A 12691-nucleotide genomic window follows, 5' to 3' on the forward strand; every position below is an offset into this window, starting at 1 on the left:
CGGCTCAGGGCAGGAGCCGGGAGATGAAGCTCCACTTCGTCGAGCGGCCGGACTTCATGGCGAGGACCGTGGTCACGCCGATCACCCCCGCCGTGAGGGCGATGTTGAGCGGCCCCATGACGTTGAGCAGCTGCTGCAGGGCAGCGGCCTTCCCGGGCGTGCGGGGCGACGGGGTGTCGCCGTCGTGGACAGGCACGGCGCGGCCGGGCGCCTGCTCGCTCATCTGCCTTCCGCTCACCATGTTGACGACGCTCGTCGCGAGCGTCGCGCCGAGCAGGATGTCCTTCAGATGCACAAGGTTGCGGGTCTCCGCATCGATCGATCGACCCGAGATCATCGTCCGCCCGAGGAACCAGGTGGCCGCGGCGGTGCCGAGCGAGATCGCGTTGACGAGGTTGTACCTCTGCCAGGCGTCGGCGAGCACCTTGCCGCGCTCGGCCTCGGAATGGATATCCTTGACCGCCTGGTGCAGCGCCAGCCGGCCGAAGAGAGGGCCGCCGAACCCCGCGGCCAGACCGAGCTCATGTAATACCCATGCAGACGTCGAGAGTGTAGCCATGTCGTTCCACCTCGCCGCGACGCCCCAAGCAAGATCGTGCCCAGGGCCGGACCGCTCTCCGTGATCCAGGCCGTCGCAGCCGCGCCAACTCAGCAGACGCACCGCCGGCCAGGCGAGAGGCCACGGCGCGGGCACGAGGCGTGCGATGTGGGGCGAGGCGAAGATCGCATGGAGCAAGAGGAAGCGCGGCGTCCCGGAGCAGGGTGCCCCAGGACCGGTGAGCTCGTGTGATCATTGGCCACCCTGCGAGGCATCTTGCCTCACATGCAGGCCGTACGGCCGCTGCGACGCGCGCCTCCATGGCGCTGCGCAGCGCCGGCCCACGTCGTGCTTGCGCCGCGGGCACGCGCGCGCGGCACACGCCGCGAGCCAGAGGAACACCACATGAACGAACTGAACGGGGAGCCGGCGGCCACCGAGACGGCGGAGCCGGCCGAGGTCTCCGAGATCTCGGCCGGCGCGAGCTCGGCGCCGGACGGCGCGGCCCGAGGCGAGGGGCGCGGGCCAGAGGCGTTCGTCTCCGCGTCGGCGAGCAGGGACGCGTACGGCACGCAGCCGGCCGCGCTCGGGGACAGAACGGCGCTCGAGATGCACTCGGCGTTCTTCGACAGGAACCACGACGGGATCATCACCCTCCGCGAGACCTACGAAGGGCTCCGCGCGATCGGGATCGGACGGGTGCTCTCCGCGTGGTTCGCGCTCTTCATCAACGGGGCGCTCGGGCTCCCGACCTCGCGATCGTTCGTGCCCACGCTCTCGATCACGCTCGAGAACATCCACCGGGGCAAGCACGCGAGCGACACCGGCGTCTACGACAAGGACGGCAGGTTCGATCCGGCGAAGTTCGACGAGCTGTTCTCGCGCTGGGACAAGGACCGAGACGGCGCCTTGAACGTCCGCGAGCTCGTGGCGCGCACCCTGGGGGATCGCGACCTGCTCGACGTGTTCGGGTTCCTGGCGTCAGCAGGCGAGTGGACGGTGGTCTACGCGCTCGCCGGCAAAGGAGGGAAGCTGACCCGCGAGCAGCTGCGTCGGATGTACGACGGGACGCTGTTCTACGAGCTCGAGCGAGAGAAGCAGGCGGCCCGCGCCGGCAGGCGCGTCCCGGCGTGAGCAGCGGAGGCGCCCCACGTTGAGGACATTTCGCTCCCTGACCTTTCACGCCAGATGGATTGCTCCGTGACGTCGATCCTAGCCGCCGCCAGGGCGCGTCTCTCGAACGAGCGCCTGGGCTATCTCTCGGTGTTCGCGTTCTCCGCGGGCGCCGCCTGGCTCTGTGTCCTCGATATCGTCCTCAAGCAGCCAGTCGCCATCGACTTCAAGTCGTTCTACTGCGCGGCCGTCGCGGCCAGCCGGGGGCTCGACGTCTACGACGTGACGGTCCTCGAGTCGATCGCGAGGGAGCTGCAGCTCCCGCACGAGCTGACGTTCCCCTACCTGTATCCGCCGTTCTTCGCGCACACCTTCTCGTGGCTCGCGCGCCTGAGCCCGGATACCGCCCAGCAGGTGTGGTCGAGCACGGCCGTCGTCAGCTACGGCCTCGCCGCGACGTTCGCCGTCGTCGCGATCCGACGCGCGACGCGGGGCGCGCGGGACGCCGACGACGCCGCGCGCGGGCCCGCGATCCCCACGGTCCTGCTCGCGTTCATCGCCTTTCTCGCCTGGTCGCTCAACCTGCGCCACAGCCTGGCGATGGGGCAGGTCAACCCGCTGGTCCTCGTGTTCATCTGCGCCGCGCTCGCGCTCTCGCTCTCGGGCAAGGACACCCCCGCGGGGCTCGCCCTCGCGGTCGCCGCCGGGATCAAGGTCACGCCCATCCTGCTCGCGATTCCCTGGGTCCTCCAGCGGCGCTTCCGCGCGCTCGCAGGGCTCGCCGCCGGGCTCGGCGCCCTCGTCGTGATCAGCCTGCCGTTCGGCGCGGCGCCGGCGTGGCTCGAGTTCCTGAGGCGGCTGCCGCGCATGTCGCACGGCTCCAGGATCCCGGGCCTGTTCGATCCGGGCACGGCGCCGAACTTCTCGCTCGCCGGCTTCTACGCGCGGCTCTTCGGCCAGGATGCCGCCACCATCAAGGCCGCTTCGGTGATCACTATCCTGCTCCTCCTCGGCGCGGCGCTCGCGCTGGGCGGCCGCGACCCCTCGCCTTCCCGCTCGCTCCGGATGTTCCTGCCGCTGCTGGTCACGATGGTCGTCGCGAGCCCGTTCACCTACGTGCACCACGTGCTCTACATCTTCCCGGCCGCGCTCTACGCGCTCGACCGGGCGGCGAAGCACGAGCGCCGGATCGAGATGGGCGCGCTCGTGGTCCTGATCTCGCTCGCGACCATCGACTTTCCGTACGTCTACGAGCGCTTCAAGGCGCCTTTGCCGCCCCTCGCGCTCTCGGTGAACCTGTATGTGCTGCTCGCTATCTACGCGCTCGGCATGCACATGCTCTGGCGGGAGCGGCGCGAGGGGTCGGCCGCGCCCGGGGCGGTCGCGCCGGAGCGCGGCGGCCAGCCGACGCGCGGATTCGACAGGGGCGCGCCGATCGCGGCGGCCGCGTCCGAGGCGCTCGCGCCGGCGCGCGACAGCGACGCGCCGCACGGCCTGGGGAGCGGGGCGCCCGCCACGTCGGCCTCGGCCGGCGCATGACGGCCGCGACGCCGCCGCGCGCCGGGACGGCGCCGCGCGTCTGGGCGGGGCGGCGGGCGGCGCCGCCGCGGGCTCACGTCGACAGGTACGTCGCCCCGCCGCTCAGGAGGGCATGTCCACGCTCGCTGACGAACTCCCGGTCTGTCGAGGCGACATGAGAGGCGACGAGCGCGGCGACGGCAGGCCGGAGCACGTCGGTGATCGCCTGCTGGCGCAGCAGGTGGAGCTCGGCCGGAGGCACGAACCCGTGGGTGGACGGGAAGTCGGCGCCGGCAGGGATCGGCGTGGAGCGCACCTGGTCGAGCGCGCGCGCGAAGGTCGCGGCGACGCGCTCCCGCAAGCCCGCGCCGCCCACCGCCACGGCCCAGCGGACGAACGCCCAGGCGAGCTCGGCGTGGCGCGCCTCATCGCGGGCGATGGCCTGGAGCGCCATGCGCACCGCGGGCGCCTCCGCGGCCTGGGCCGCGACCTCCGCCTCGATGGCAGACAGGGTCTCTCCCACGCAGCCCTCGACCACCGTGGCGAGGGTGAGCTCCTCGAGCGAGCCTGTGTCGTCGAGCGCGCCGCGCAGGGGCAGCGGGCCCACGCCCACCGGCTCGCCGGCGTAGAGCGAGGCGATCGCCAGGGCGATGCGGGCGTGCCGCACCTCGTCCACCGCCGCGCGGTGCGCGGCCTCGAGCAGCTGGGGAGGCGCGCCCAGCGCCATGAGCCCGAGCGCGAAGCGGCCGAAGGAGGCGACCGAGGCGTGCTCGTTCCGGCCGCGCTCGGCCCAGCGGCGGGCGAGCTCGCGGCGCGCCGCCGGCGGGAGCGCGCGAACGTCGGTGTCCGCCAGCGCGCGCTCGAAGCGCCGCAGGTCGGTCTGCGACCAGGCGCTCGGGCCGCGCGCGATCGGCGCGAGGCGAGGCTCGCCCCGGACCAGGAGGGGTCGCCCCTCGCAGCCGATATGTCCGACGAGATAGCAGCAGCTCGCGGGGTCCGACGCGGCGCGGTTCGCGTAGGGGCCCTGGATCGACTCGGCCCCTCCCTCGCCGGTGCCGTCGCACATGCACGATCCCGAGCCGGGCGGCAGGCCGTCGAGGTGGGGCGCCGCCTCGGCGGCCGCAGGGCAGGCGCCGTCGACCGGCGCCGCGCAGTGCACCTGGTAACAGCACTGCCCATCATAGCCGCCGTCATGCACCGGCCCGACGCAGGTCGGATCCGGATAGGGATCCATCGGCGCCGAGGCGTCCGCAGGGTCGGTCTCGCCGCCTCCGCCAGACTCCGAGGTTGCGCCTCCGGGTGGATTCGAGCTGGAGCCGGACTCGACCTGGGGGCCGCAGCCAGACGCCAGAGCGAGGCTCGCGCCCCACTGGGATGCGAGGACGATGCGGGCCAGAAAAGCTCTCATGGCCAGCGACGAAGCAAGGCATGTACCGCGCGAACCCACGTGGTTCTGGCCGCCACGGCCGCTCCGCCGTGCCAACATGTGCCATCAGCCGATGTGAGGACTCGATGCGGATCGTGCTCGACAGCTCCGTCGCCATCGCCTCGATGAAGCCCGCCGAGCCGGGGCACGCGGACGCGCTCGCCTTCCTCGAGCGCGCCCGCGCGGCCGTCGCCGCCGGCGGGGCGCGCGTGCTCGCGCCGGCCGAGCTATGGCTCGAGGTGTACGTGGCCGAGCAACGGCTCGCCGCGTCGCGCGCGTCGCGCGCACCGCCGGCGCGCGCGGCGGCGATACGGGCGCCGGCGGCCGCGAGCGAGAGCCCGCTGGCGGGCCTCGCGGTCGAGCTTGTCGCGCCCGCGGACGAGGGCGCCATCGCCGAGTTCCTCGGCCTGCTGACGAGGCGCATGCGCGGCTGCAGGCCCTTCGCCAACGCGACCGACCTCGTGTACCTGTGGGCCGCCCACGGCGCGGAGGCGACCGTGGTGACGCTCGATGAGGGGCTCCTCAAGTACCACGGCGTGGTCTGCGACGTGACGCGGCCGCAGCACGTCCGGCTCGGGTAACGCGCCGCGCTGAACGGCAAGGCACATGGCGACACCGCTGCTCCGGAGACGCCGGCAGCGGCCAGGACATCGAGAGCCCGAGAACTGCCGCGCTGGATGGTCGCGGTGCAATGTTGCGCTCTGCATGGATGCGCTTGTCGATCCCATGGAGTAAGGCTATCCCTGAGCGTCGCAGCGGTGCGCGCGGAGCCCGCGAGCCCGGGCTGCGCACCGAGGCGCATGCTCAGATCATCGCTTTATTCACCGATCCTCTCGGTGAGCCTGGCCCTGCTGACCACGCTGGCCGCGTCGCAGGCGCACGCGCGCCGCACCGGGCTGGTGGTGGAGGGGTGCAACGGCTGCCATAACGGCGGTTCGGGGCCCGACATCACCATCGATCTCAACCCGAGGAACCCGGCTCCCGGCGAGACGGCGACTCTGCAGGTCCAGATCGCGGCCGCGAACATCAACGTCGGTGGGCTCTACCTCCGCACCGGAGCAGGCCGGCTCGCCACCATCGACGGTCAGGGCACCAAGCTGGTCGACGAGCACCAGCTCGTCCACGACGCGCCGAAGCGGGCGAGCGGCGGCGTCGTTCGGTTCGACGCGCGGTGGACCGCGCCGGGGGCGCCGGGCGGGGTGGTCGTCGAGGTGTGGGCCATCTCGGGCAACGGCGACAACGGCTCGCGCGGCGACGGCGCGTCGTCCACCAGCGCCGCGTTCGCGTACGGGTGCGAAGGGACGACCTATTACCTCGATCGCGACGGAGACGGCTACGGCGACTCCGGCGTGCCCAGGATCGATTGCGCCCAGCCTCCGGATCACGCCGCCCGCGGCGGGGATTGCGACGACTACAGCGTCAACGTCCACCCCGATCGCGCCGAGGCCTGCAACGAGCGCGACGACAACTGCAACGGTCAGGTCGACGAGGACCTCGAGGTCAGCACCCAGTACGAGGACGCCGACGGCGACGGGTACGGGTCGTTCTTCGGCGCGACGGTCATGGCGAAGTGCCCGCCCGCGGGGTTCGCGCCGAGCTCGAACGACTGCAACGACAGGTCCCCTCTCGTCCACCCGGACGCGACCGAGACGTGCAATCTGGCCGACGACGATTGCGATGAGCGGATCGACGAGGGCGTGCGCGAGGTGTGCGGCGTCGGGATGTGCGCGCGGGAGGCGGTCGCGTGCACCGCCGGGTCGTGCACGCCCGGCGCGCCGAGCCCCGAGCAGTGCAACGGGCTCGACGACGACTGCGACGGCATGGTCGACGAGGACCCCGGCCTCTGCACGCCAGGCGGGACCAGCAGCGCGAGCGGCGGCGGCGCCTCCGGCAGCTCCGGCAGCTCCGGCAGCTCCGGCAGCTCCGGCGCCGGGTCCTCGGGCGCGTCGGGGAATGGCGCGCCCGAGGAGGAGGGGGAAGGCGGCTCGTCCGGCAGCGGTTGCGCGATTGACCCCCACACCGGGTCCCCGTGGCGGCTCCTGCCCTTCCTCTCGCCGCTCGCCCTCCTCGCGTTGCGGCGCCTGCGGCGAGCTGGCAGGGTGCGGTAGATCCCCCCTCCCGAGCCTGAGGTCACACGCATGCTCTATCGCCGCTTCGGTCGTACCGAGATCAAGATGCCCGTCCTCTCGTGCGGAGGGATGCGGTACCAGCAGTCCTGGAGCGACGGGGACCGCATCTCGCCCGAGAGCCAGCGAAACGTCGAGGCGTGCATCGCGCGGGCGCTCGAGCTCGGGATCAACCACATCGAGACAGCGCGAGGGTACGGCACGAGCGAGGCGCAGCTCGGGGAGATCCTGCCGAGTCTGCCGCGCGAGCGGATCATCGTCCAGACGAAGGCCATCCCCGAGGCCGATCCGGCGAAGTTCCTCGAGACGTTCGAGCGCTCGATGAAGCGCCTTCGCCTCGATCACGTCGACCTGTTCGCCCTGCACGGCGTGAACGACGAGACGGGCCTCTCCTGGTCGCTGCGCAAAGGGGGCTGCCTCGAGGCCGCGCTCGAGCTGAAGCGGCAGGGGCGCGTGCGCGCGGTGGGGTTCTCGACGCACGCGCCGCTGCGCGTGATCATGGCCATGGTGCAGGACGGTCGCTGCGACTACGTCAACCTGCACTGGTATTACGTGAACCAGATCGCCTGGCCGGCCATCCAGGCCGCCGCCGAGCGCGATATGGGGGTCTTCATCATCAGCCCCACCGACAAGGGGGGCAAGCTGTACGAGCCGAGCGAGAAGCTCGCGCGGCTGTGCGCCCCGCTCTCTCCCATCGTGTTCAACGACCTGTTCTGCCTCGCGCGCCCCGAGGTCCACACGCTCAGCGTCGGGGCGGCGCGCCCGTCCGACTTCGACGAGCACATGAAGGTGCTGCCGCTGCTCGAGGGCGAGGGCGCCCGAGAGGCCGCGCTCGCGCCGATCCTGCGCCGGATCGACGAGGAGCTCGAGCGGGTGCTCGGCCGCGCGTGGCTCGACACATGGGATGTCGGGCTGCCCGAGTGGGAGGCCGCGCCCGGGCACGTCAACATCCGCGAGATCCTGCGGCTCTACAACCTCGCCAGGGCGCTCGACATGACCGCCTACGGCAAGATGCGGTACAACCTCCTCGGGAACGGCGGCCACTGGTTCCCCGGCAATCGCGCGGAGCGCGCGCGGGAGCTCGACTTCACGCAGGCCCTCGCAGAGGCGCCGCAGCGGCACCGCATCCCCGAGGTGCTGGCGGAGGCGCACGCGCTGCTCGCCGGGCAAGAGGTCAAGCGCCTCGGCAAACACTGAGTCTCGACCGCGCGCCGGAGCGAGGCTCACGCCGCGGTGGCGCGCGGCCGCGGCCTTGTGGCGCGCGCGATGTCCCGATCTCGACCTTCCGGCCGGCGCGCCGGGGCGCTATGAACCGGGCCTCGCCCATGCCCATCACCTCGCGCCTCGCCTCCGAGCACGTCGCCGCCTCGTATCCGCTCGCCCCGCTGGCCTGGGAGGTCGGGTTCACCAGAGACCCATCCATCGCTCCCGCGGAGTTCGTCCCCGCGAGTGTCCCGGGGGCGGTGCAGCTCGACTGGGCCAGAGCCAAGGGCCTCCCCGACTACACGGTCGGGAGCAACTTCAGGCAGTTTCGCTTCGCCGAGGACGTCTACTGGGTCTACCGCGCGCGGCTCGATCTGCCGCAGGCCGGGAAGGGCGAGCGCGTGTATTTCTACTGCGGCGGCGTCGATTACCGCTTTCAGGTGTACCTCCAGGGAGAGCTCTGCCACGACCAGGAGGGCATGTTCACGCCGTTCGAGATCGATCTCACCGGTCGCGCGCGGCCGGGCGACGAGATCTCCGTCGTGATCTTCCCCGCGCCCAAGGCCACGCCGTCGCCGGAGGACCGGACGCAGGCGCGCCTCTCGAACAAGCCGCCGGTGAGCTACGGCTGGGACTGGCACCCGAGGCTCATCCCGTGCGGGATATGGCAAGAGACAGGCCTCCAGCGGCGCCCGGCGCGCCACTTCCGCGCGGTCGATTTCCGTTACCGCCTGTCGGACGACCTGACCTCGGCCGATCTCGACGTGCGGATCGAGACCAGCGACCCGGGCGCGGGCGCGGCCATCACCGCGTACCGGCTGCTCGACCCGGAGGGGAAGGAGGTGGTCTCGAGCGAGAGGCCGGAGGCGCGGCTCGAGGGTGTCCGGCTCTGGTGGCCGAACGGCGAGGGCGAGCCGGAGCTGTACACGCTCGAGGTCCTCCTGGACGGCGCGGTTGTCCACGCGCGCAAGGTGGGGTTTCGCCGCGTCCGGCTGGTGATGCACGAGGGCGCCTGGGACGAGCCGGCGCGCTTCCCGAAGAGCCGGAGCCGGCCCCCCGTGACGCTCGAGGTGAACGGCCGGACGGTCTTCGCGCGCGGGTCGAACTGGGTCTGCCCCGAGATCTTCCCGGGGATCATCGATGAAGGCGTTTACCGCCCGCTCCTCGAGCTGGCGAAGGGCGCCCACTTCAACCTGCTCCGCACCTGGGGCGGCGCGATCATCAACAAGGAAGCGTTCTACGAGATCTGCGACGAGCTCGGTCTCATGGTCTGGACGGAGTTCCACCTCGCGTGCAACCTGTACGAGGGCGAGCCGAGCTACCTGCGCGTGCTGGAGCAGGAGGCGGCGAGCACGATCCGGCGCGTCCGGCAGCACCCGTCGCTCGCGTTCTGGTGCGGGGGGAACGAGCTCTTCAACGTATGGTCCGGCATGACCGACCAGTCGCTGCCGCTGCGCCTCCTCAACAAGCTGACCTACGAGCTCGACCGCGACACGCCCTTCATCCCGACCGCGCCGCTCGACGGGATGGGGCACGGCGACTACCGCTTTCGCGACGAGCACGGGCGGGAGCCACACCAGATCTTCGCGTCGGCGAGCAACACGGCCTACTCCGAGTTCGGGTGCCCGGGGCCCTCGGACGTGGAGTACCTGAAGACGTTCATCCCCGAGGCCGAGCTCTTCCCGCCGCGCAAGGGCGCGGCCTGGGAGGCGCACCACGGGTTCGGCGCCTGGAACATGGACCCGGGGAGCTGGCTCTGCCAGGCCACCATCGAGCACTACTTCGGCCCGCAGAGGACGCTGGAGGAGCTCGTGGCGCGAGGGCAGCTCCTCCAGTGCGAAGGGTACAAGTTCATCTTCGAGGAGGCGCGCCGGCAGAAGCCTGTGTGCGCCATGGCGCTCAACTGGTGCTTCAACGAGCCGTGGCCGTCGGCCGCGAACAACAACCTCATCAGCTGGCCGCACCGGCCGAAGCCGGCGTACCACGCGGTCAAGGCGGCGTGCCGGCCCGCGCTCGCCAGCGCCCGGGCGCCGAAGTTCGGCTGGAAGAGCGGCGAAGAGTTCCGCGCCGACCTGTTCGTCCTCAACGACGCTCCGGAGCCCGTGGCGTCAGGCACGCTCGAGGCGCGGGTCGTCATCGCGGGGCGCGCCGTCGCGCGCGTCAGCTGGCAGTTCCCCGAGCTCGCGGCGCGGCGAAACGAGAAGGGGCCCACGCTCTCGTTCCTGCTGCCCAGGTTCGAGGGCGACACGTTCCAGCTCGAGCTCGCCGTGGCGGACCGCCCGGCGCTCGACTCCAGCTACACGTTCGCTTTTGCGAGCGTCGCCGAGCGGCGCAAGCCCGCGCCCGGCGAGCGGTTCCTCAACGGCTGAGCCGCCCGCGCGCCGCCGCGCCGGGCACGAGCGCGCCGGTCACGAGGCCGCCTTCTGGCGCTTCGGCCAGTACACGTGGAAGGTCGCGCCGGCGTAAGGCTCCGACTCGAGCGACACGTGGCCGCCGCGCGTCTCGACGATCTTCTTCACCACCGACAGGCCGATCCCGGTGCCCTCGACCTTGTCGCGCGCCTCCAGCGTCTGGAAGATGCCCCAGATGCGCTCCTGGAATTGCGGCGGGATGCCGGGGCCGTTGTCCTTCACCGAGAAGTCGTAGAAGTCGCCCGCGTCGGCGCACGCGACCTCGACCACGGCGTCCGCGCGGCGCGCGTGCTTCAGGGCGTTGCCGATGAGGTGCATGAACACCTGCTGCACCGGCACGCGCTCGGCGAGGAGCGTCGGCAGGCCGCCGCCGACGAGGACGCGCGCCTCGGGGGACGGCGCGAGCAGCTCGACGCACTCGGCGACGACCGTGCCCACGTCGACGGGCGAGATCCTGTCGCGGATGCGGCCGGCGCGCGAGTAGCTGAGGATGCCCTCGATGAGCGCCTCGAGGCGGTGCACGCGGCCGCGGAGCATGCGCATCTGCTGGCGCGCCTCGTCGCTCATCTTGTCGGCGAGCCCCTCCTCTATCCACTCGGAGAGGCTCGCGATGCCCCGGAGCGGGGCCTTGAGGTCGTGCGACGCGACATAGGCGAACTGGTCGAGATCCTGGTTCGTGATCGCGAGCGCGTGGGCGAGCTGCTCGGCGCGCCGCCGCGCGCGCACCTGGTCGGTCACCTCGAAGGCGAGCACGGCGACGCCCTCGACCCGGGCGGCGGCGTCGTAGATGGGCTGGTAGATGAAGTTGAAGAAGCACTCCTCGATCGCGCCGCCGCGCTGGAGCGAGATGGCGAACTCGTTGCCGAAGAACGGCTCGCCGGTGGCGTACACCCGGTCGAGCAGCGGGACGACCACCTGCTCCGTCTCGGGCAGCGCGTCGCGGAGGCGCTTGCCCACGATGTCGCGGTCGCCGATCAGGTTCAGGTAGCGCGGGTTCGCGAGCTCGAAGACGTGCTCGGGCCCGCGCAGCACGCAGATCCCGGCCGGGGCCTGCATGAACAGCGTCTCGAGGCGCGACCTGTGCCGCTCGGCCTCGGCGAGCGCGGCCTGCTCGCGCGCGAGGAGCTCGGCCCGCTCCTCCGCGCGGAGGCGCTCTTCCTGGTAGGCGCGCGCGCCGGAGATCGTCGTGGCGATGTGGCCGGCCGCGAGCTCGAAGAAGTCGCTGTAGGCCGCGTCGAGCGCGCGGCGCGGGCTGACGCCGACGACGAGGAAGCCCTGGAGCGCGGGCTGCCCGGCGCGCGGGAGCGGCAGCACGACCGCCTCGCGGCACGGCTCGGGCCAGAGGCCGCCGGGGAGCTCGCCGAACCGCTCGGCGGGGGTGTCGACGCGCTGGCACCGGCGGGCGCGCGCGACCTCCGGGAGGGGCCACGCGCCGCCTTCCTCCGCGAGCGAGATGCGCTCGGGGCTCGCCGGGCCGCCGGGGGCGAGCCCCTCGGCGGCGGCGAGGCGAGCGAACGCGCCGCCGGGCTCGATCATGTAGAGCAGCGCGAACGGCACGTCCGCGGAGCCCTCGGCGAGCGTGCTCGCCGAGCGCGCGCACGTCTCCTCCACGGAGACCATCGCCGCCGCGGCCGACTGCGCGCCGAGCGCGCGCAGCGCCCGGAGGCGGCGCTCGCTGAGGACGCGCGCCGTCGTCTCGGCGCACGCGCAGAAGATGCCTCCGACGGTGCCGTCCTCGATCAGGACTGGCGCGTAGGAGAACGTGAAATACGTCTCTTCAAGATAGCCATTCCGCGCGAGGATCAACTGGAAGTCTTCCGACCACGTCGCCTGCCCGGTGGCGCGCACCCCGTCGAGCATCGGGCCGATGACGTCCCAGATCTCGCCCCAGCACTCGCGCCCCGGGCGGCCCAGGAACTGCGGGTGCTTGGTCGCGCCGAGGATCGGGCGGTACGCGTCGTTGTAGAAGCGGGCGTACTCGGGCCCCCACCAGATCTCGATGGGGTGACGCGAGGCGAGGCAGATGCTGACCGCGGTGCGCAGGCTCTGCGGCCACCGGTCCAGGGGTCCGACAGGGGTGAGCGACCAGTCGAGATCGCGCATGAGCTGCGCCATCTCGCTGTCACCGGCGAGGAACGGCGCGTCGCTGGGCCGGGCCGCGGCCCCGGGGTGGTGGCTCTCCTGCATGGCTTTCCGTACACATGTACATGGTACAGCGGACCTGTCACCTTTCCTCCCCTGCCGCGAGGGGCCGGGGAGCGCCTGGACGGCCGCTCGCCCGCGCCGCCCCCGCCGGGCCGCCGCGCGGCGGGCCGCCTCGGGAGGCCGCGTGACGGCGCGCGGGCCCGCCTCGTTG

General features: G+C 72.2%; 9 protein-coding genes. 6 read left to right on the plus strand and 3 right to left on the minus strand.

What is annotated here, in order from left to right:
- Positions 1–4 precede the first annotated feature (4 nt).
- Positions 5–559, minus strand: a complete 555-nt coding sequence (locus tag WME85_RS44545; protein ID WP_437305147.1) for a hypothetical protein — start codon at positions 557–559, stop codon at positions 5–7.
- 384 nt (positions 560–943) lie between these two features.
- On the opposite strand from WME85_RS44545, the gene WME85_RS44550 reads away from it, so the two are divergent.
- A complete protein-coding gene (locus WME85_RS44550; protein WP_437830313.1) occupies positions 944–1672 on the plus strand; it encodes a caleosin family protein in 729 nt (242 codons plus the stop codon).
- A gap of 66 nt (positions 1673–1738) precedes the next feature.
- A complete protein-coding gene (locus WME85_RS44555) occupies positions 1739–3190 on the plus strand; it encodes a glycosyltransferase family 87 protein (RefSeq protein WP_437830314.1) in 1452 nt (483 codons plus the stop codon).
- Between the two features lie 73 nt (positions 3191–3263).
- Here the strand turns inward: WME85_RS44555 and WME85_RS44560 are convergent, their stop codons facing one another.
- Positions 3264–4403: a hypothetical protein gene (locus tag WME85_RS44560; RefSeq protein WP_437830315.1), complete on the minus strand. Its 1140-nt coding sequence runs from the start codon at positions 4401–4403 to the stop codon at positions 3264–3266.
- A 278-nt stretch (positions 4404–4681) separates the two neighbouring features.
- Between WME85_RS44560 and WME85_RS44565 the strand changes: the two genes are divergently transcribed.
- The 4 genes from WME85_RS44565 (at position 4682) to WME85_RS44580 (ending at position 10293) form a co-directional block, all read left to right on the plus strand.
- Complete coding sequence (locus WME85_RS44565) at positions 4682–5176, plus strand: PIN domain-containing protein (RefSeq protein WP_437830316.1); 495 nt, start codon at positions 4682–4684, stop codon at positions 5174–5176.
- A 219-nt stretch (positions 5177–5395) separates the two neighbouring features.
- Positions 5396–6703: a putative metal-binding motif-containing protein gene (locus WME85_RS44570; RefSeq protein WP_437830317.1), complete on the plus strand. Its 1308-nt coding sequence runs from the start codon at positions 5396–5398 to the stop codon at positions 6701–6703.
- Positions 6704–6733: 30 nt separating this feature from the next.
- Positions 6734–7918: an aldo/keto reductase gene (locus tag WME85_RS44575; RefSeq protein WP_437830318.1), complete on the plus strand. Its 1185-nt coding sequence runs from the start codon at positions 6734–6736 to the stop codon at positions 7916–7918.
- A 128-nt stretch (positions 7919–8046) separates the two neighbouring features.
- Complete coding sequence (locus WME85_RS44580) at positions 8047–10293, plus strand: glycoside hydrolase family 2 protein (protein ID WP_437830319.1); 2247 nt, start codon at positions 8047–8049, stop codon at positions 10291–10293.
- 39 nt (positions 10294–10332) lie between these two features.
- On the opposite strand, the gene WME85_RS44585 is transcribed toward WME85_RS44580, so the two are convergent.
- A complete protein-coding gene (locus WME85_RS44585; protein WP_437830320.1) occupies positions 10333–12522 on the minus strand; it encodes a sensor histidine kinase in 2190 nt (729 codons plus the stop codon).
- Between the last annotated feature and the right edge of the window lie 169 nt (positions 12523–12691).

The sequence above is a fragment of the Sorangium sp. So ce1153 genome, assembly GCF_051521595.1.
Taxonomy (GTDB): Bacteria; Myxococcota_A; Polyangia; order Polyangiales; family Polyangiaceae; genus Sorangium.